Source organism: Polynucleobacter sp. es-EL-1 (genome assembly GCF_018687975.1).
Taxonomy (GTDB): Bacteria; Pseudomonadota; Gammaproteobacteria; order Burkholderiales; family Burkholderiaceae; genus Polynucleobacter.
Genome location: NZ_CP061310.1, coordinates 1,079,232 through 1,096,889 on the forward strand (window position 1 = coordinate 1,079,232; position 17,658 = coordinate 1,096,889).

Consider the following 17,658-nt stretch of genomic DNA (forward strand, 5'->3'; position numbering starts at 1 on the left):
TGCTTACTTCGGCGCGTAATGTTGCTTCACGTACTCATCCACAATGACCTGAAATTCTTGCGCAATATTTTCGCCCCGTAAGGTTTTGACTTTAACGCCATCCACAAATACGGGTGCCGCAGGTGTTTCACCAGTTCCTGGCAATGAGATTCCAATATTAGCGTGCTTACTCTCACCTGGGCCATTGACAATGCAACCCATCACAGCAACGTTCATTTCCTCTACGCCAGGGTGTGTTTTTTTCCAAACTGGCATTTGCTGACGCAGATAGGACTGAATGTTGGCTGCTAGCTCTTGAAAGGTGGTGCTGGAAGTTCGTCCGCAACCTGGGCAGGCAATAACCATTGGTGTGAAATTACGCAAGCCCATCGTCTGTAAAATCTCTTGAGCCACAATCACTTCGTTTTCACGAGGCGCGCCAGGATCAGGTGTTAAGGAAACCCGAATCGTGTCACCAATACCCTCTTGCAACAGAATGCCCATGGCAGCTGTAGAGGAAACAATGCCCTTGCTACCCATACCCGCTTCGGTTAAACCCAAATGCAAGGGGTAATCTGAGCGGCGTGATAGATCTCGGTACACGGCCACCAAGTCTTGCACCTTGCTCACTTTGCAGGAGAGCAAAATTTGATCAGGATTCATGCCCAGCTCAACGGCTTTTTCTGCCGACTGTAATGCTGACTGAATCAAGGCTTCAATCATGACCTCTTGGGCGGTCTTTGGATGTGCCAGTGCTGCATTGCTATCCATAATGCTCGCCAACAGATCTTGATCAAGGCTACCCCAATTCACACCAATGCGAATGGGCTTGTCATATTTGCATGCAGCCTCAATCATTTGCGCAAACTGCGGATCACGTTTAGCACCCTTGCCTACGTTTCCAGGATTGATGCGGTACTTCGATAAGGCTTTAGCGCATTCTGGATAGTCATTGAGCAAGGTATGGCCGTTGTAATGAAAATCACCAATCAAGGGAACCAATACATCCATCTTGTCTAACTGCTCGCGAATGTAAGGAACCGCGGCGGCAGCCGCTGGTGTATCTACCGTGATACGCACCATCTCTGATCCTGCGCGCGCCAATTCTTTTACTTGAATAGCTGTGGCAATAGCATCCGCAGTATCAGTATTAGTCATCGATTGCACCCTCACCGGAGCATCACCACCTACAGTAATGATGTTGGTTTTCCAAGCAACTTTAGCTTGGCGAGTTGCTCTTTTTGGCGCAGGACCTAAAGGCAGATTGGGAAGCGTTTTAGTGGAATGACTCATTTGATCTAATGGTTTAATCATCTAAACGATTGAGCCACTGCACTGGCTTCTCAGGGATCACAATGTCACCATCGTGCACAGCACGCTCACGCACTCGCGTACGATCCACAACGTCACCCGCCAGTTGGCCACAAGCTGCAGCAATATCATCGCCGCGGGTCTTGCGCACTGTCGCCACCATTCCTGCATCTAAAAGAATGCCGGCAAAAGTATTCACACGTTGCGCTGAGGAGCGCTTTAATCCCGACTCAGGGAATGGATTAAAGGGAATCAAATTCACTTTGCACTTGATGTTTGCCAACAGGCGCACCAATTCTTTAGCTTGAATATCAGAATCATTAATGCCATCAAGCATGCAATATTCAAACGTTAAGAAGTCTCTTGGGGCAAACGGTAAATATCGTTCGCATGCCGCAAGCAATTCTCTTAAAGGGTATTTTTGATTGAGCGGAACAAGTTGATCACGCAGGGCATCATTTGGAGCATGTAGAGATACCGCTAAAGCTACCGGACAATCTTGAGCCAAGCGGTCAATCATCGGCACAACGCCGGAAGTTGAAACAGTCACGCGACGACGCGACAGACCATAAGCACGATCATCGAGCATCAAGCGCAATGCCGTCACTACATTGTCGTAATTGAGTAATGGCTCGCCCATACCCATCATTACTACATTCGAGATCACTCGGCCGGTATGCTCCCAACCTGGCGTTGGATATTCCTCTACACGACGAACTGCATTGGGATCATTGCGGAGTAAATGTTCAGCAAACCAAAGTTGCCCAATAATTTCTCCGGCAGTTAAATTGCGGGAGAAACCTTGATGCCCGGTTGAGCAAAAGCGGCAATTCACTGCGCAGCCAGCCTGAGAAGAGATGCATAAGGTTCCGCGATCATCCTCGGGGATAAATACCGATTCCACAGCATTGCCAGCACCAACATCTAATAACCACTTGCGAGTGCCATCAAAAGCTTGCTCGTCTTTAATGACCGGGAGGGAGAGTACTTGGGCTTTATCGAGCAAGGTTGCGCGAAAGCTTTTTGCCAAGTCACTCATGTCATTGATATCAGCAACACCACGCTGATGAATCCACTGCATGAGTTGTTTTGCCCGAAAGGGCTTTTCATTCAACCCCGCGACATACGCTGCCATTTGGTCAGCGTCAAAATCCAAGAGATTTACGCGCGGGGAGGTCAATGCGCCTACTTATGTATAAATAGGATTAAAAATTAACGATTGAAAACATTCATGCCAGGGAAGAAGAAAGCAACTTCCACAGCAGCTGTTTCAGGACCGTCTGAGCCATGAACAGCGTTGGCATCAATGCTGTCAGCAAAATCTGCGCGGATTGTGCCTTTGTCTGCTTTTTTAGGATCAGTAGCGCCCATCAAGTCACGGTTCTTAGCAATTGCGCCTTCACCTTCTAATACCTGAATCATGACAGGACCGGAGATCATGAAGCTCACCAAATCTTTGAAGAAAGGACGGTCTTTGTGAACGCCATAGAACTGCTCTGCTTCTCTTTGTGACAAATGAGCCATTCTGGAAGCAACAATCTTCAAACCAGCAGATTCAAAACGGTCATAAATCTTGCCAATAACATTTTTAGCCACAGCATCAGGTTTGATAATAGAAAGGGTGCGTTCAATAGCCATGCAAAACTCCAGTAGTAATTTCAAAGGTTTATGCCAAAACAGTGCTTAAAAGGCTCAACAAGGCTTGCCTTGCCAATTCTGATAGCGCTCTACGATTTCAGCGACCCCCGAATTATACATCGGCTGACCGTATTTACCCTGATCTGAGCCCTGCTAAGCCATTGAATTTACAGGGCATAACCCCTCACTTTGTGGTCTTTTTCACTCTATTTGCCCCAAGCCCTTGAAATTACCCTCTTTTGTCTATACTTAATGACAACAGCCCCTGGTGGGCTCAAGAAATTATTACTGAAAAGGAGTCAATATGAGTGATCTGAACTCTTACGGCTTTGGGCAATCTCGTCCGATTAGCACCCCGCAAATACGTAACCGCGTATTACGCAACACTTATGCCCTGCTATCGCTCTCCATGGTCCCTACCGTGATTGGCGCTTGGTTAGGCGTTGCCTTTGGCTTGAACTTCATGGCCGGCAATCCATTCCTGGGCTTTATCGTCTTTATGGCGATTGCTTTTGGATTCTTCTGGGCAATCCAAAAAAACAAGGATAGCGGCTTAGGCGTTCTCTTATTGTTGGGTTTCACCTTCTTCATGGGCATCATGATGTCCGGCTTGATTGGTTACACCCTCAATAGTTACAGCAACGGTGCAACACTGATCATGCTGGCGTTTGGTGGCACCGCGTCAATCTTTGCTGTCATGGCAACCATTGCTAGTGTTAGCAAGAGTGATTTCTCTGGCATGGGCAAATGGTTGATGGTTGGCGTTTTGCTCTTGATCGTAGCCTCTCTCGCAAACATCTGGTTGCAGTTACCCGCCCTGATGCTCACTGTGATGGTATTGGCAATTGCGATTTTTTCCGCCTTTATATTGGTTGACGTTCAACGCGTCATCAATGGCGGCGAGACCAACTACGTCATGGCGACTTTAGCTATTTACTTAGACGTCTACAACATCTTTACCAACCTACTGGCATTGCTTGGCATTGCTGGCGGTAATAGAGATTAAGTATCAGAAATTTTTAGTCCTGTAGTTTTTACTCAAAAGGCGCTCTTGTAGCGCCTTTTTTTTGCTACCTTGTTCTATTGCTTTCTAGACTCAAGCTCAAACACTGCAATCGATTCCACATGGGAGGTGTGCGGGAACATATTCACAATCCCAGCACTCTTGAGCACATAAGAAGCCTGGTGACACAAGATATCCGCATCTCTAGCAAGCGTTTTAGGATTGCAAGACACATACACAATGCGAGTCGGTAACAAAGGGCTGTTTTGCTGATGCAACTGGGCTAATGCTAAACAAATTTCCATGGCACCCTCGCGTGGTGGGTCCATCAACCAACGTTGGGCTTGACCCCATGATGCAATCGTTTCTGCACTCACCTCGAACAAATCACTACGCATAAAGCTTGCCTTCTCTGCCAGGCCATTATGAATAGCATTTTCCTTTGCTCGCATGGTGAGACTTTCTAAACCCTCGATTCCCAAAACACTTTTTGCTTTTCTAGCCAGAGGCAAAGTGAAGTTACCAATTCCACAAAACAAATCGAGTACTCGGTCAGAAGGCTTGACCTCTAGCAGGCGAATGGCCTTGCTGACTAAAGCGCGATTCATCATGTGATTCACCTGCGTGAAATCCGCAGGCTTAAACGGCATCTCAATTTCAAACTCCGGCAAGCGGTAACAAAGCTTTCCGGTTAAGGGATAAAACGGTGCTACAGTTTCAACACCCTTTGGTTGCAACCAAATCCATACCTGATGTAGGTCAGCGAAATCTCTGAGCAATTGCTCATCTGCTGGAGTTAAAGGCAAGAGCGTGCGAAACACCAAAGCAATAACTGCCTGATGTTTTTGGGGGTCGGAAGACTGCGGGTCCTCAGGTTCCCCTACCGCGATTTCAATCTGGGGCATGCGATCGACGATAGATAAACCCATCACTAACTTACGCAACTCGGGCAACAATTGTGAGACCTTGCTTGGCAAGATCTCACAGGCTGTCATATCCGCAACATAGGCACTCTTGCCTTCATGAAAGCCAACTAAGACCGTGCCTTTTTTAATGGAGCGATTGACCGCACTTAAGCGTGCGCGGTGACGATATTCCCATGTGGGGCCACCCATCGGGCGCAGTATTTCTTCGGGGGCTACTTTGGCGATATGCTTCAGATCATCCTCAAGCACTCGTTGCTTCATAGCTACTTGTGCTCGAATATCCAGATGCTGCATGGAACATCCCCCGCATACACCAAACGCAGCACACTTAGGCTGCGCCCTAAAGACTGCAGGCTTGAGGATATCGAGAACCTTGGCTTTACTAAAGCGAGCTTTATCTCGGGTGATTACATAAGTTACGCGTTCAGTGGGTAATGCGCCTTGAATAAAGATCACTTTGCCACTTTGACCTTGGGCAGCCTCTTCTTCATTGGGAGCCAAACGGGCTATGCCTTGTGCGTCTAAATCTAAAGCCTCTACGATCACTGGCTCAGTCACCACTAGGTGAATGGGCTTTTCTCCTCTACGCATCCTGAGAAAAACCTAAAAGATATTCTTGCCACTGTGCACCATTGGGCTCTTTGGATAAACCCTCTAAATAGGTTTTCACAAATGCAATTTCTTCTTCATATTCAGCCAGTGAAAAACCACCCCGTAAGAGCTGAAAACGACAATACATGAGATAGGTATTGACGACGTCCGTTTCGCAATAGCGCCGAATGTCTTCAAGTTTCCCATCGAGGTAGGCAGGCCAAACTTGGCTGCCGTCCATACCCATCTTGCCTGGAAAACCACACAGTTTAGCTAAGCCATCTAAAGGCGCATTTGCACGGCCGTTGAATTTAGCCAATAGATCCATAAGATCTAAATGGCGCATGTGGTAACGACTGATGTAGTTATTCCACTTGAATTCTCGGCTGTCATTTTCTTGACTCTCACCCATTTCCCAATAGCGTGGAGCTTGAATGTGATTAGCTAGCGCACGGTAATGCAGCACCGGCAAATCAAAGCCACTGCCATTCCAGGAGACCAATTGTGGTGTGTATTTTTCAATCAACTCAAAGAAGGTTTGTATTAAAACCTTCTCGTCATCTTGTACAGTGCCCAGCGTACCCACTTTAATTTGCGGAGTACCTTCTTTGGTCGTTCTACGAATCACACAAGAAATCGCACAGATTCTCTGTAAATATAGGGGCAAAAATTCGCTGCCTGTTTTCTCAAGACGATCAGCCATCGCTTTACTAGCCACTTCGCTGTCCGACATTGATGCCGGGAAATCATCTAGGCGACGCAAACCAGCAACATCTGGAATCGTTTCAATATCAAAAACGAGAACGGTTGCCATGCTAGAAAATAATGGGCAGTTTAGCGGGACGCTATTACTGCAGGTATGGCATTGGGTTTACTGGCTTGCCATTGACGCGAAGTTCAAAGTGCAACTTCACTGAATTGGTATCAGTGTCACCCATCTCAGCAATTTTCTGACCCTTTTTAACCGCATCACCCTCTTTGACGAGTAAATTGCGATTATGGGCATATGCCGTTAAGTAAGTATTGTCGTGCTTAATAATCGCGAGATTTCCATAACCTCGCAAACTATTACCCGCGTAAACCACCTTACCATCTGAAGCGGCAGTGATTGGCTCGCCTAACTTGCCAGCAATATCAATACCCTTAGTCTTTTCGCTAAATTCTTCAACTACTTTACCTTTGGCTGGCCACTCTAAACGAATACCTGGCTCAGCAACAACTTCTTTCGCAGCCTCTGTTTTAGGTGTCTCAGCCTTTGAAACCTCGCCTTTACTCATTTCTCCAGAAGACCTTGGAGTTGGCTTGACAGTCATCTTGCTGCCTTCAGGTGGTCTGACCAAAATGAGATCGCCTACTTCAATCAAATTAGGATTGGATAGGTTGTTCCAGCGGGCTAAATCACGAGGGGATTGACCATTATCCAAAGCAATACGCGCTAAGGTATCACCCCGTTTAACGCGGTAATAACCAGCAGGCACTGGCTCATTGCCGCCTCCACTGCGATCAATCACACTGGCAGGCTTAGTACGAGGAGTCGAACACCCCGTATTTAAAAGAACGGCGCTAGCTGCAAGGAGCAATAAGAAGTATTTAGTCATTGAATATATGGGAGATTTCATACTACCCCTGATTGTAAGGGTACAAAAAAGACCTCGTCCAAAACCGTCCTCTGATAGCGCTGGGAGCTCATTCGCTCAACCATAATGAGTTGCTGCTCTTTTTCATTTTTAGCTACTGGGGCCACTAAACGGCCACCAATCGCCAATTGATCTAATAAGGCGTCAGGAATACCCAAACCGGCTGCCGCCAAAATAATGCCATCAAATGGTGCAGCCTGCGGTAACCCCAAAATCCCATCGCCATAAATTAAGCGTAGATTGTTAATACGAAATGGGCGCAGTTTTGCTCTAGCCATATCGTGCAAGGGACGAATGCGCTCAATGGAATACACCTCATCTGCCAGTAAGCTTAAAACAGCGGCTTGATAACCACAGCCAGTCCCAATCTCTAATACCTTACCCAGTTTGTGACGGGGCTTATGCAATAACTCAATCATGCGAGCGACAACCGATGGCTTGGAGATCGTTTGTGAATGTCCAATGGGTAATGCCGTATCTTCATAAGCCTGGGGATGCATGCCAGCATCCATAAAAGCATGCCGTGGAACGGTTGCAATAGCCTCTAAAGTTTTGCCGTGCTTGACTCCGGCCGCTAACACTTTAGCCGCTAAAGCTTGCCGATGACCGGCATTGCGCTCTGCCGCTGACTTCAACCGCGCGTCCAACCATTCTCACGCATGGCAGCCAAACGCGCATGGTGCGTTAGGTCCAGTTGCATTGGTGTAATGGAGATGCAACCCTCATCAATCGCATGAAAGTCCGTACCTTCAGAACTATCTTTAGCATGGCCAGCAGCGCCAATCCAATAGATATCTTCGCCCCTAGGGCTTTTTTGCATGACCACTGGCTGTGAGTGATGACGATTACCTAAACGCGTGACCCGCCAACGGTATAAATCCGCATAAGGGCGATTTGGAATATTAACGTTCAATAAAGTAGCAACGCCTTCTGAATGCGCTAATTTAGAGACCAGCATTTGCGCAACAATATCGTGCGCAGCTTTTGCTGCATCTTCAATGCGACTCCAACCTTTATCGATTTGTGAGAAAGCAATTCCGGGTACGCCAAACATCACCCCTTCAATGGCTGCTGCCACCGTTCCAGAGTACAGGGTATCTTCACCCATGTTCTCACCCTGATTAATTCCAGAGACGACTAAATCTGGCTTTTCATCCAAGAAACCAGTCATGGCGATATGCACACAATCAGTTGGTGTGCCGTTCACAAATAAAAAGCCGTCACGCTCTCCACCAGCCACTCGATGAATCGATAAAGGCCTAGAAAGTGTTAAGGAGTTAGAGGCCCCGCTATGGTTTTGCTCGGGGGCAATAACAGTCACCTTGCCCAATGGTCGAATGGCATTGACCAAAGCCAAGAGGCCAGGAGCTAAATATCCATCATCATTAGAAATGAGGATATGGGGTTGTTTTAGGGGTTCGTTCATAGCTCTACTTTACCTTTATCTCTCTCTGAATCAGATAGGACCGCCTAAATACAATTAAAAGGGCTCTTTACCAGCGGTAGCCAACAATACAGCTTGCGCTTGCAGGAGATTGCTTTCCGCTAAAGCCAGTTGCACTTCCAGACTACGTAATTGGGTTTGGGCGATGAGTAAATCATTAAAACCTCGTCCATTATTGGAGTACTGGGTCAAGCTAACCTGATAAGCGTCACCTGCTTGAGGCAACTGACGTTCTTTTAAAAATTGTGCCTGTCGTCTGGCTTGATCATAGTAGGCATAGGCACTATTAACTGCCAATACGATTTGCTGACGACTAGAAACGCTCCCCGCTTCGGCAGCCGCTTGACTACGCTGAGCTTGCTCTACCCCATATTTTTCTTTAGTAAAGAAATACAGCGGAATAATGAGATCTAACTCGAACTGATAGTACATTGCCCCATTGTTGGCAGAGAATGGTCCGCGCGGAGTAAAAGAGGAGCCTATCACCTGGAAGTCTGGCAAATAGGCCTTTTTAGCCAGGTCAACACCTTTACGCGCCGCCTCAAGTTGTAGCGCTGAACTCTTTAATGAAGGATGATTGGTTTCAGCAAAGTCTTCCAGCTCTAGTAAGCTAGGCATCGTCATTGCGCGATGCATATTCCCCACTAATACCAAATTCTCACGAGAGTGTCGTCCGATGAGTGTATTAATATTTTTAATTGCAACATGCAATTGACGCTCAATCAAAAATTGATCGGCTAGAGCAGCATTTTGCGCAACCTGTGCATTGAGAAATTCAACATTGGAAGTTGTCTGTTTATTATTGCGCGCTTTAGCCAAGTTTTTAATTTTCTCCAAACGCATGGCGGCGTTCTTTAATACCTGCAACTCTTTTTGATAAGCTAAAGCACTGTAAAAAAGGGTGGATAGTTGCGCCCCCAATTGCAAATAAGTGGATTCGCTTTGCGCAAGTAAAGCTTCAGCATTGGTATTGGCGATTTCTGAGGCAAGACTTTTCTTACCTGGAAATTGAAATGGTTGTGCAAAAGAAAATCCATTATTGCTACTAATACCTTGAGGATAAGTAGCACTTGGGGCATTAGCACCCCCCAATGCAAACGGAGAATTCGGTGGCATACCAGACCACACTAAACCCACTTGGGGGTTGGCTGGCGCATTGATCTGTGGCACTGTTGCCTTGGCAGACAAATAAGACTCACGCAAAGAGGATAACTGAGGATTGTTTAGCTTTAGGGCTAGCCACAGCTGACGCAAATCCATCTGCTCAGCTGAAGATGCTATTCCTTGGGTATATATTTTTGGCGTATTAGCTTCTGTCACTGGCTGCTTCAGCACTTCATTAGCTTGTACACGTAAGCTCGGTGGATTACTTAAAGACGATGACTCCTGACCTGCCTGAACAGTGACGGTCGCTGGACCAGGAAGATTAGGAGTAACTGTTTGAGCATGCAGTGGTAGTGCGAGTGCCGTTGCGGCAATAGCAAATGCAGCTCGCTTTAAGGAGCGCGGCCCCACCACAATAGAGTGCTGATTCACTTTTGCTAGATTGTTAGCCAAATTAGCTGCCTTGACACTTTTAAAAACGCTATTTTTCATCCCGAAGGTAGATTTCCCATCGATTACAGGGGGTTTTGGTGATTATAGCGTTGTAGTAAAGCTCACCAATTCGCTCTTGCGAATACGAGATCGTTTGACTCGGCAAGCTACTGACCCTGCCGGAAAGATTGGCTGCGCTGAAGAATTAAATTCATTTGGTGCAGGCTTACTTACCTAAAATTTATGCCCAATTAGTGACGGTTGATTCTGGAGAACTATCCAAGATCCTATCGCTTTAGATCTCGATAGAAATTTTCATGAACTCCATAACCCATTAATACCAGTTTGGCTCCATCAAGACTAACTGAATAGGCTAACAACATTTGCTGCCTTAGGTATCGAAATTTATATACCTGAACACCCGTTAAATCACCCTTTTTCATCTCACCTAGAGCTGGCTCAGAGACAATCGCCTTGACTGCAGAATCAAGGGCTTGCTTCTCTGCTAGTGAAATTTTCTTAATTGCCCTATCAAATCAGGGCGTTGTTAATACGTTCATCCAAACTTATAAGGGGATAAATTTCCAGCCTTTACCTCTTCAATACTCACCAGCATATCTTGAAGCATGGTGATGGGCAGATCAGGGTTTTCTTCAGCCACCTTGCCCAAACGGGCCCAATACTCGATTTGCTTAGGCACGGATCGATGCATTGCTTGAGCATAAGGCTTGGCATCTTCCACCAATACATCCGATAACTTAATTGCTATTGCCATAATGAGCTTCCATTTAACTTGGATCAATTTAATACAAAAGGTTGCAAAAAGTAACCTTTTTACAATAAGCACAAAACATAGGATAGTTAGAAAAGGAACTGCACCTTAGGTGCTTATCGGCGATCCATCAGCGCTCTGGCTAAGGTGCCTGCATCAACATATTCAAGTTCACCTCCCACAGGGATACCTCTAGCAATTCTGGTGACTTTGATACCTTTGGCTTTGAGTACTTCACCAATGTAATGGGCTGTAGCCTCACCCTCACTCGTGAAATTCGTAGCGAGCACTACCTCTCTGACCGGTACACCGGTATCAGGCACCTCAATCCGGCTGAGCAATCGATCAAAATGAATTTCATTAGGACCCATGCCATCGAGCGGAGAGATGCGCCCCATCAAGACAAAATAGTTTCCCTTAAAACTCAAAGTTTGCTCAACCATCACTTGGTCAGCAGGGGTTTCCACAATACACAGCAGCGAAGGATCGCGACGATCGTCACTACAAGTGCTACAGATTTGAGTCTCTGAGAAGGTATTGCAACGCGCACAATGACCAACCGTTTCAACTGCTTCACCAAGTGACTGAGCCAATACCGCTGCGCCATTACGATCATGCTGCAGTAAATAAAAAGCCATACGCTGGGCTGACTTGGGGCCAACACCAGGTAAAACGCGTAATGCTTCGATCAGTCGACCGAGTGCATCTTGCGGAGCTTCATGGCGTGCCATTAATGATTTTTCAATGAATAATTAAAACGGCAACTTAAAGCCTGGAGGCATCGGCATACCAGCAGTAGCGCCTGACATTACTTGTGCACTAGCAGCTTCTACTTGCTTAAAGGCTTCGGTATAGGCAGTTACCAATAGGTCCTCGAGCATTTCACGATCGTCCATCGCGCTGGGATCGATTTGTACACGCTTCATTTCATATTTACCAGAGATGGTGACTTTCACTAGTCCGCCGGCAGCTTGACCCGTTACTTCTAAGGCAGCTAACTGCTCTTGTGCCACCTTCATCTTCTCTTGCATCTGCTGGGCTTGTTTCATCAAACCTGCAAGGCCACCTTTCATCATCGCTTTATTTCCTTATGAATACGTGTTTATTAATTAATCATTGAAGTCAGTGCGAGTTCATCACAAAGGCTTCACAGAGCCACCAACTACCTTGGCTCCAAACTCTTTTTCTAATTGCAGAATAAAAGGATCTTGCGCAATCATTTGCTCTGCATTCTGTCTTTTCTCTTGATGAATCTGGGCATCCACTTTTGCTACGGTTTTGCCCTCTACTTCACCCTTTTCGATCAGCAATTTCACAGGCTTGCCAAAGTGAGCCGTCAACGCATCGGCAAGACGTGCTACTGAAGCCTCTGAAGCGAGTTGGGGCATAGGTGTCACGATCGTTGCACGCACCCCAGTGGCTGCATCATTCCAGTCTTGTAACTCTGTCTGAAAGGCCAACTGCTGCACTAAACCCTTAACCGGTAATTGGCGCATCAAGGCATGCCAGTCAGGGCGAGCTGCGGCACTAGCAGCGACCGGTGCTGAAGGGGCAGCTGGAGCTGCAGACTGAGAAGCCGAAGCAGCAGCAGATGATGAGGCAGTAGGAGCGCTACGTGCTGGCGCCGCTACAGTTGTATTAGCTGGTCTTGGAGCACTGGCTACTGGAGGTGCGCTATTGCCACCCGCTCTAACGCCATCATTTCCGGGACGGAAAGCCAACATACGCAAAAGCGTCATAGCAAAGCCGGTTTGCTCATCAGGAGCAAGTGATAAATCGGGGCGACTGGTAATGCTAATTTGATAAAAGAGTTGCGCCTCTTCTTTTGTTAGTGCATCAGCCAAGCGACGAATCTCTGCTGCCTCTGGCCAATCCTCTAAAACGGATTCAGGGACGATTTGTGCAGCAGCAATTTTTTGAATGAGGCTAGATAAATCAGCGAGTGCCAATGAGAAAGACATACTTCGCTCACCCATCTCGTTCGAGATCGCCAGTAAGGTAGCGCCATCTTTAGCAATTAAGGCATCCAGAATGCGAATGAGATAGGCGTCGTCTAAAGTACCCAGCATACCGCGCACAGATTCTTCTGAGACTTTTCCAGCAGCATAGGCAATGGCTTGATCCGTTAGGGATAAAGCATCACGCATTGAGCCTTGCGCCGCCTTTGCCAAAACACGTAGTGCATTGGTTTCATATTCGACACTTTCAGCGGCGAGTACTTTTTCTAAATGCTCAACAATGAGTGGCACCGGCATTTGCTTGAGGTTGAACTGCAGGCAACGCGACAAAATAGTTACCGGGATCTTTTGTGGATCTGTCGTAGCTAGAATAAATTTGACGTGCTCTGGCGGCTCTTCGAGCGTCTTAAGCATGGCATTAAAGGCATGATTGGTGAGCATGTGCACCTCGTCAATCATGTAAACCTTGTAACGCGCATTACTTGGGGCATAAGCTGCTTTCTCTAAAAGGGCAGCAATATCATCGACACCACGATTACTCGCAGCATCCATCTCAATATAGTCAACAAAGCGTCCTGCATCGATTTCTAGGCAAGCTGGGCATTTTCCGCAAGGCTCTGAAGTCATGCGACCCTGACCATCTTCGCCAGTGCAATTGAGGGCTTTGGCCATAATTCGGGCAATGGTGGTCTTTCCGACCCCACGTGTACCTGTAAAGAGCCAAGCATGGTGTAGGCGACCTTGGTCCAAGGCATGGGTTAAGGCCTTAACCACATGGTCTTGTCCTACCAATTGGGAGAAAGTTTTAGGGCGCCACAAACGGGCTAAAGCCAATGAAGTCATGGACTCCATTCTAACAAGCTAAAATGGAATTGGACGGGCCTCCCCGCATGGCGGTTTGGATAACCTGGTCAGGTCGGGAACGAAGCAGCCAAACCCAATTCTGTCAGTGCCGGGGGTCGGGCTCGTCCACCTTCCCCTGTAGATTTTTTACTTCAGCATATTGCTCAAATCGCAACATTTATTGCCTTATTGGCAACAGCACAGATTTTTACTAACAATAGTTGTGATTTAAGGTTGATGGGTTAACAACCAATCCTTTAGGGCCAGATCAATTTTTGTCTGCCACCCAGATCCAGCAGCTTTAAATTGCTCGATGACTTCTGCTGACAAACGAATGCTTGTTAATTTCTTTGGGTTCTTACTCACACTTCCGACTGGTCTGCCGCGAAGCCTCTTGGCAAAGGCCTCTCGACCGTCTCTTTCGGAAACGACTTCTCCGTCTATCGACCACACACCTCGCTTTAAATCCTCGGCTGTTACTTCAGGAGCATCATCAGGATCAATCCATTCCTCGGCTGTATTCTTTCGTTTCACGCTCATTTGCATTCCTCATCGATATGATTCTTTTTCTTGACCCTCTTTGAGTCCAAACCACCACAGTCAATCGACCATCTAAAAATCCCAAAGTAATAAATCGAGATTCGCCATAGCTCTGACGTAAGTCTTGAAATGTATGGATAGTTTGACTAAGAACCTCTCCAGCACGTGCAAAATCAAGACCACGCTCCAAAAGAGTTTGAACGCGCTTTTGGGGATCAAACTCAATTGAATTATTTAATTGTAATAACAAATTATTGATCATTCAAGTAATTATTTGTAGTAACAAACAATTAAAGAATGCGGAGCACTCTCAGGATGCCCCAAATCATCCAGATGATCAGCAGTACAAGCACTACTCGGGAATCCAGCACCAATCTAAATAAGCGTTGTTGCTTGTGAGTGCACTCAAAAGTAACCTGCATTCCAAATCTCCCCGGTAGTCAGAAAGATTTAGCGTAGAGGTTTGGAAAGGGATTTAACAGCTATTAGGGATGATTTGGGCGTAGGAAATGGATGGGCCTTACGACCATCAAGGATCCATCAGAGTCATTGTCAAACAAATTAGATAAGTCCACCTCATCAACATCCATTAAATCTGGCGGGGCGATACGTCTCAAGCAGCGATCTGGGACGGGCCCTGACTTAGAGGTCTGCGCATATCCATCTAGCTCATATAGTAGCCACCGATTCTCTACCTGAATTTCAACCTCCCATGTAGGCAGTGACTCATCAGACATGCCCCAATCTTTGAGGCCCAGGTACTCAACAACCTTCACAATATTTCCCAAATTTTCTGGGCAAATACAGTTAACAGTAATTGCCAAATCACCAGGACTACAGTTCAATTTACTCATATTCTCTTTATCAATTATTTCTATCAATGCAATAAATCTTCTTTAGGCTTTGCTACTTCTAATTTTTCATGATTGCTCACCAAAAAATCTTTTGTTTTAAGTGCATTTAACAAATAGATATCAACCACTCCTGGCCCAGAATCTGTATCTTTGGAGCTGATATAAGCCAGGCTATAAATCAAGCTATCAGCCTCTTCACCATCAACCATTTCTGTATTACCTTCGCGATGGTCTATCACCCGTAGCCCTCTACAAAATTCAGGCCTTTCATCATCGGCCCATGACATATCAAGACGATCTACGTCAAATCGCTCACTTCTGAAAATATTGCTAATGTAAAAACGGGCGCCCTGAAAAAATGTGTAATCACGCATAAATGTGTTTATTCCTAAATAAATTGCTTATCTTTGTTTTCTTTATTACTGCAAACATATTCAATTTTTCTATTACCGACTGACTTTGGAGAGACATGAAATGCCTTTGCTCGCATCGCAAAAGGGCCCTCAGAAAAATCCCCTTTAGCTAATTTGTCTTTAAAAAAAGTGACTTGTTTAGGCTTAATAGTGCGATTTACGCAATCTATTTCCTCCTCTAAGATTTTTGAAAAGTAATCCAATTCCTCGGCACCTTTTTGCGTATCAAAATAATTTCTCATAGCCACTATATAAAAAATTGCATCATCCTTAGCGATGATTTGATCTGGATCCAAATATTCGGCAAAGTCATCTGTTTCTCCAACCTTCTCCCACCTGGCATTTAACTCATTCAATCTTTGGTAATACACAATGTTGGGCGCTGTTGCATAGAGTTCATGGATTCCGTAATAAGCAACTACGGGAATAGAAAATACAATCGCAATGGAAATAAGCACCCATCTAATAGACTTAAAAGTAATCTCAGTGGTATTCAATTTATCTCTCTATATATATGTTGACGTTGCACTAATCTTAAAATTCTCGAAAATAATTTTGTTTTCTAAATACTGAATCTTCAAAATTTCAGAAACAGGTTTAGCAGTTAAATAACTAATTAATACAGCAAATGGAAAGGTAACTTTTGCTCCCCAATACCCCTTAGCTGGCACGGCAAGCTCAACACTTTCAACTCTGAAAATTGCCATTCCTGCCAACATAAAAAGATCTACTTTTGCATTTAAATATTTCTTAGTATTGGTTTTTGGGCCTTTTTTCTTAAGCTGGGTTACTAGCTCTAAAAATTCTTTTGTATTGATCTCTATTTGCATTAATAGCTCTCATTAATAAATTCGCAAACTATCTGCCCGTTGCAAGTGATAGCGTATCCCTCAACAGCCTGTTCTAGCAACTCGCCATATTCCCCAAAAGGAGTATCTTTAGGTGTTTTGAAGCGATGTAGTTTTCCTTCTGAACTAAGTTGATTTACAAACTCAACCCAAGCTTTGCTCATATGACCAAATGGCAGACTTGACACTCCATTTAACGGATCTGAGTAGATGTTTTCAGCCTCTATCTGACTTATGCTGCATTCTTCAAGCAAGTATTGCGGTCTGGCAATAAAGGGATATTCAATTTCTTCTTTATCTCTATTCATTTTTTTATCTATTAAGTCCTTGATGACCATATAAATCGCAATTGGCCAACATAAAGTTATGAGCAAAATTGCTCCAGGTATTACTAATTTTTCTCTTAGGCGGTAATGCCAGGGTCTCTCAGGTCTCTGACCGTGAATGGCCTTATCTATATCTTTTGCGAACTGGCTAGGACGCTCATACTGAAATAGATAGAGCCCAAGCGAAATCACTAAGCCTATGCCTATATATATTTGCAAATACAATGTCATTGCGAACCACTTTTATCTACTGGGAATGTTGTAAATGCTGCTACGCCATACCCTTCGGGATCGCCCTCCTTGCCAACGCCATTTGTAATTACACGTTTAGCAACGAGCATTCCTTTTTTAAAAGTGAGATATAAATCTTTTTCAAAAGTACTTCCATACCCCATATGAACGTAATCCAGCATCTTGCCAAATGGACACCTCACCTCACCACTAAACCAATGCGCAAAAACTCCTTTTGAATGATCAGGAAATAAATCTTTCATCCTTAGTTTTGACCCATTCCGACCAGTTCCACTAAGACTTGCCAAATAGAGTCGATCATTTATCACTTTCCATGTTCCCGTATACCCACGCCAACAAGCCGTAGAAGTTGATTGGAAATCGATATCTTTACCGGCTGTACACAACCAATAGTCCAAAGGTTGCGAGCACATTGAAAGTTTCTGATCTTCATAAATTAATGTTTCTGATATTTGTGCGGTCATAAGCTCACTTACTTGGTACGTAACCAATGCGGTTACCGTTGTTATCAAATACGTTCGTCACACCAGTTGGCGCTTGCACCTCATATCCAAGTCGCTTGCCCTGGTTGTCATAAACCCCATTAGTTGCATTCCAGTTACTAGAACTGTTATTCCAATTCCTAGGACTGTTATTCCAGTTAGCTGATGAGTTATCCCAGTTCGATTGGCTGTTATTCCAATTGGCTGGCGAGTTATCCCAATTCGCAACTTGTCCAAATACCTGCCCACCCATCACCAGCGTTAATACGCCTACTGCAGTATTTAAATTTTTCAATGAAATATCC

The 17,658-nt window shown here is 45.4% G+C and carries 24 protein-coding genes, 1 other RNA gene and 1 pseudogene; 3 read left to right on the forward strand and 23 right to left on the reverse strand.

Features of this window, described 5'->3' with window-relative positions:
- Positions 1 to 3: 3 nt before the first annotated feature.
- The 3 genes from ispG to ndk form a co-directional block, all read right to left on the reverse strand.
- A complete protein-coding gene (gene ispG / locus FD974_RS05460) occupies positions 4 to 1,272 on the reverse strand; it encodes a flavodoxin-dependent (E)-4-hydroxy-3-methylbut-2-enyl-diphosphate synthase (RefSeq protein ID WP_215366707.1) in 1,269 nt (422 codons plus the stop codon).
- Positions 1,273 to 1,285: 13 nt separating this feature from the next.
- Positions 1,286 to 2,425 (reverse strand): 23S rRNA (adenine(2503)-C(2))-methyltransferase RlmN, encoded by a 1,140-nt coding sequence (rlmN, locus tag FD974_RS05465; protein ID WP_251374683.1) that lies wholly within the window; start codon positions 2,423 to 2,425, stop codon positions 1,286 to 1,288.
- A 77-nt stretch (positions 2,426 to 2,502) separates the two neighbouring features.
- Positions 2,503 to 2,928, reverse strand: a complete 426-nt coding sequence (gene ndk / locus FD974_RS05470; RefSeq protein WP_215363107.1) for a nucleoside-diphosphate kinase — start codon at positions 2,926 to 2,928, stop codon at positions 2,503 to 2,505.
- A gap of 304 nt (positions 2,929 to 3,232) precedes the next feature.
- Between ndk and FD974_RS05475 the strand changes: the two genes are divergently transcribed.
- Positions 3,233 to 3,934 carry a Bax inhibitor-1 family protein gene (locus FD974_RS05475; protein WP_215363109.1) on the forward strand — a complete coding sequence of 234 codons (702 nt, stop codon included), beginning with the start codon at positions 3,233 to 3,235 and terminating at the stop codon, positions 3,932 to 3,934.
- Between the two features lie 74 nt (positions 3,935 to 4,008).
- Here the strand turns inward: FD974_RS05475 and rlmD are convergent, their stop codons facing one another.
- The 6 genes and pseudogenes from rlmD to FD974_RS05505 form a co-directional block, all read right to left on the reverse strand.
- Complete coding sequence (gene rlmD, locus FD974_RS05480) at positions 4,009 to 5,448, reverse strand: 23S rRNA (uracil(1939)-C(5))-methyltransferase RlmD (RefSeq protein WP_215363111.1); 1,440 nt, start codon at positions 5,446 to 5,448, stop codon at positions 4,009 to 4,011.
- A complete protein-coding gene (locus FD974_RS05485; protein ID WP_215363113.1) occupies positions 5,441 to 6,262 on the reverse strand; it encodes a 3'-5' exonuclease in 822 nt (273 codons plus the stop codon). Before FD974_RS05485 ends, rlmD begins: the two co-directional genes overlap by 8 nt.
- Positions 6,263 to 6,296: 34 nt before the next feature.
- Positions 6,297 to 7,046 carry a peptidoglycan DD-metalloendopeptidase family protein gene (locus tag FD974_RS05490; protein ID WP_251374546.1) on the reverse strand — a complete coding sequence of 250 codons (750 nt, stop codon included), beginning with the start codon at positions 7,044 to 7,046 and terminating at the stop codon, positions 6,297 to 6,299.
- Between the two features lie 17 nt (positions 7,047 to 7,063).
- Positions 7,064 to 7,687: pseudogene (locus FD974_RS05495) on the reverse strand (protein-L-isoaspartate(D-aspartate) O-methyltransferase); the annotation flags it as partial.
- Between the two features lie 29 nt (positions 7,688 to 7,716).
- On the reverse strand, positions 7,717 to 8,511 hold the full coding sequence (gene surE, locus FD974_RS05500) for a 5'/3'-nucleotidase SurE (RefSeq protein WP_215363117.1): 795 nt from the start codon (positions 8,509 to 8,511) through the stop codon (positions 7,717 to 7,719).
- Positions 8,512 to 8,565: 54 nt separating this feature from the next.
- On the reverse strand, positions 8,566 to 10,086 hold the full coding sequence (locus FD974_RS05505; RefSeq protein WP_251374547.1) for a TolC family protein: 1,521 nt from the start codon (positions 10,084 to 10,086) through the stop codon (positions 8,566 to 8,568).
- Positions 10,087 to 10,096: 10 nt separating this feature from the next.
- On the opposite strand from FD974_RS05505, the gene FD974_RS05510 reads away from it, so the two are divergent.
- The gene (locus tag FD974_RS05510) at positions 10,097 to 10,303 is read left to right on the forward strand and encodes a hypothetical protein (RefSeq protein WP_215366894.1); all 207 of its coding nucleotides are present in this window, start codon (positions 10,097 to 10,099) and stop codon (positions 10,301 to 10,303) included.
- 49 nt (positions 10,304 to 10,352) lie between these two features.
- Here FD974_RS05510 and FD974_RS05515 read toward each other — a convergent pair whose 3' ends face one another.
- The 5 genes from FD974_RS05515 to dnaX all read right to left on the reverse strand — a co-directional run bounded on the left by FD974_RS05515 (position 10,353) and on the right by dnaX (position 13,638).
- On the reverse strand, positions 10,353 to 10,589 hold the full coding sequence (locus FD974_RS05515) for a type II toxin-antitoxin system RelE/ParE family toxin (RefSeq protein WP_256437841.1): 237 nt from the start codon (positions 10,587 to 10,589) through the stop codon (positions 10,353 to 10,355).
- Between the two features lie 32 nt (positions 10,590 to 10,621).
- Entirely contained in the window at positions 10,622 to 10,840 is a 219-nt protein-coding gene (locus tag FD974_RS05520; RefSeq protein WP_215363122.1) for a ParD-like family protein, read from the reverse strand.
- Between the two features lie 113 nt (positions 10,841 to 10,953).
- Positions 10,954 to 11,568 (reverse strand): recombination mediator RecR, encoded by a 615-nt coding sequence (recR, locus tag FD974_RS05525; RefSeq protein WP_215363127.1) that lies wholly within the window; start codon positions 11,566 to 11,568, stop codon positions 10,954 to 10,956.
- Between the two features lie 21 nt (positions 11,569 to 11,589).
- Entirely contained in the window at positions 11,590 to 11,913 is a 324-nt protein-coding gene (locus FD974_RS05530) for a YbaB/EbfC family nucleoid-associated protein (RefSeq protein WP_215363130.1), read from the reverse strand.
- Positions 11,914 to 11,973: 60 nt separating this feature from the next.
- The gene (gene dnaX / locus FD974_RS05535) at positions 11,974 to 13,638 is read right to left on the reverse strand and encodes a DNA polymerase III subunit gamma/tau (protein WP_215363133.1); all 1,665 of its coding nucleotides are present in this window, start codon (positions 13,636 to 13,638) and stop codon (positions 11,974 to 11,976) included.
- A 32-nt stretch (positions 13,639 to 13,670) separates the two neighbouring features.
- Between dnaX and ffs the strand changes: the two genes are divergently transcribed.
- An RNA gene (gene ffs / locus FD974_RS05540) (signal recognition particle sRNA small type) lies at positions 13,671 to 13,768 on the forward strand.
- A 98-nt stretch (positions 13,769 to 13,866) separates the two neighbouring features.
- Here ffs and FD974_RS05545 read toward each other — a convergent pair.
- The 9 genes from FD974_RS05545 to FD974_RS05585 all read right to left on the reverse strand — a co-directional run bounded on the left by FD974_RS05545 (position 13,867) and on the right by FD974_RS05585 (position 17,648).
- On the reverse strand, positions 13,867 to 14,178 hold the full coding sequence (locus FD974_RS05545) for a BrnA antitoxin family protein (RefSeq protein ID WP_215363136.1): 312 nt from the start codon (positions 14,176 to 14,178) through the stop codon (positions 13,867 to 13,869).
- Positions 14,138 to 14,428 carry a BrnT family toxin gene (locus FD974_RS05550; RefSeq protein ID WP_251374548.1) on the reverse strand — a complete coding sequence of 97 codons (291 nt, stop codon included), beginning with the start codon at positions 14,426 to 14,428 and terminating at the stop codon, positions 14,138 to 14,140. Before FD974_RS05550 ends, FD974_RS05545 begins: the two co-directional genes overlap by 41 nt.
- A 235-nt stretch (positions 14,429 to 14,663) precedes the next feature.
- A complete protein-coding gene (locus FD974_RS05555) occupies positions 14,664 to 15,032 on the reverse strand; it encodes a hypothetical protein (protein WP_215363140.1) in 369 nt (122 codons plus the stop codon).
- Between the two features lie 23 nt (positions 15,033 to 15,055).
- Entirely contained in the window at positions 15,056 to 15,406 is a 351-nt protein-coding gene (locus FD974_RS05560; RefSeq protein ID WP_215363142.1) for a hypothetical protein, read from the reverse strand.
- 14 nt (positions 15,407 to 15,420) lie between these two features.
- Positions 15,421 to 15,801 carry a surface-adhesin E family protein gene (locus tag FD974_RS05565; RefSeq protein ID WP_215363144.1) on the reverse strand — a complete coding sequence of 127 codons (381 nt, stop codon included), beginning with the start codon at positions 15,799 to 15,801 and terminating at the stop codon, positions 15,421 to 15,423.
- 150 nt (positions 15,802 to 15,951) lie between these two features.
- The gene (locus FD974_RS05570) at positions 15,952 to 16,275 is read right to left on the reverse strand and encodes a hypothetical protein (RefSeq protein ID WP_215363146.1); all 324 of its coding nucleotides are present in this window, start codon (positions 16,273 to 16,275) and stop codon (positions 15,952 to 15,954) included.
- Positions 16,275 to 16,850 carry a hypothetical protein gene (locus tag FD974_RS05575; protein WP_215363150.1) on the reverse strand — a complete coding sequence of 192 codons (576 nt, stop codon included), beginning with the start codon at positions 16,848 to 16,850 and terminating at the stop codon, positions 16,275 to 16,277. Before FD974_RS05575 ends, FD974_RS05570 begins: the two co-directional genes overlap by 1 nt.
- Positions 16,847 to 17,335, reverse strand: a complete 489-nt coding sequence (locus FD974_RS05580; protein ID WP_215363153.1) for a hypothetical protein — start codon at positions 17,333 to 17,335, stop codon at positions 16,847 to 16,849. The genes FD974_RS05575 and FD974_RS05580 overlap by 4 nt, the downstream gene beginning before the upstream one ends.
- 4 nt (positions 17,336 to 17,339) lie before the next feature.
- Positions 17,340 to 17,648: a hypothetical protein gene (locus FD974_RS05585; RefSeq protein ID WP_215363157.1), complete on the reverse strand. Its 309-nt coding sequence runs from the start codon at positions 17,646 to 17,648 to the stop codon at positions 17,340 to 17,342.
- Positions 17,649 to 17,658: the final 10 nt, after the last annotated feature.

Excerpts from the sequence above, each read along its gene's own strand:
- FD974_RS05560 (WP_215363142.1), bottom strand. The coding sequence starts at position 15,406 with ATGCGTGATTACACATTTTTTCAGGGCGCCCGTTTTTACATTAGCAAT.
- FD974_RS05570 (WP_215363146.1), bottom strand. The coding sequence starts at position 16,275 with ATGCAAATAGAGATCAATACAAAAGAATTTTTAGAGCTAGTAACCCAG.
- FD974_RS05520 (WP_215363122.1), bottom strand. The coding sequence starts at position 10,840 with ATGGCAATAGCAATTAAGTTATCGGATGTATTGGTGGAAGATGCCAAG.
- surE (WP_215363117.1), bottom strand. The coding sequence starts at position 8,511 with ATGAACGAACCCCTAAAACAACCCCATATCCTCATTTCTAATGATGAT.
- recR (WP_215363127.1), bottom strand. The coding sequence starts at position 11,568 with ATGGCACGCCATGAAGCTCCGCAAGATGCACTCGGTCGACTGATCGAA.
- rlmN (WP_251374683.1), bottom strand. The coding sequence starts at position 2,425 with ATGGCAGCGTATGTCGCGGGGTTGAATGAAAAGCCCTTTCGGGCAAAA.
- ndk (WP_215363107.1), bottom strand. The coding sequence starts at position 2,928 with ATGGCTATTGAACGCACCCTTTCTATTATCAAACCTGATGCTGTGGCT.
- FD974_RS05555 (WP_215363140.1), bottom strand. The coding sequence starts at position 15,032 with ATGAGTAAATTGAACTGTAGTCCTGGTGATTTGGCAATTACTGTTAAC.
- FD974_RS05530 (WP_215363130.1), bottom strand. The coding sequence starts at position 11,913 with ATGATGAAAGGTGGCCTTGCAGGTTTGATGAAACAAGCCCAGCAGATG.
- FD974_RS05485 (WP_215363113.1), bottom strand. The coding sequence starts at position 6,262 with ATGGCAACCGTTCTCGTTTTTGATATTGAAACGATTCCAGATGTTGCT.
- FD974_RS05475 (WP_215363109.1), top strand. The coding sequence starts at position 3,233 with ATGAGTGATCTGAACTCTTACGGCTTTGGGCAATCTCGTCCGATTAGC.
- ispG (WP_215366707.1), bottom strand. The coding sequence starts at position 1,272 with ATGAGTCATTCCACTAAAACGCTTCCCAATCTGCCTTTAGGTCCTGCG.
- FD974_RS05580 (WP_215363153.1), bottom strand. The coding sequence starts at position 17,335 with ATGACCGCACAAATATCAGAAACATTAATTTATGAAGATCAGAAACTT.
- FD974_RS05575 (WP_215363150.1), bottom strand. The coding sequence starts at position 16,850 with ATGACATTGTATTTGCAAATATATATAGGCATAGGCTTAGTGATTTCG.
- FD974_RS05490 (WP_251374546.1), bottom strand. The coding sequence starts at position 7,046 with ATGACTAAATACTTCTTATTGCTCCTTGCAGCTAGCGCCGTTCTTTTA.
- dnaX (WP_215363133.1), bottom strand. The coding sequence starts at position 13,638 with ATGACTTCATTGGCTTTAGCCCGTTTGTGGCGCCCTAAAACTTTCTCC.
- FD974_RS05545 (WP_215363136.1), bottom strand. The coding sequence starts at position 14,178 with ATGAGCGTGAAACGAAAGAATACAGCCGAGGAATGGATTGATCCTGAT.
- rlmD (WP_215363111.1), bottom strand. The coding sequence starts at position 5,448 with ATGCGTAGAGGAGAAAAGCCCATTCACCTAGTGGTGACTGAGCCAGTG.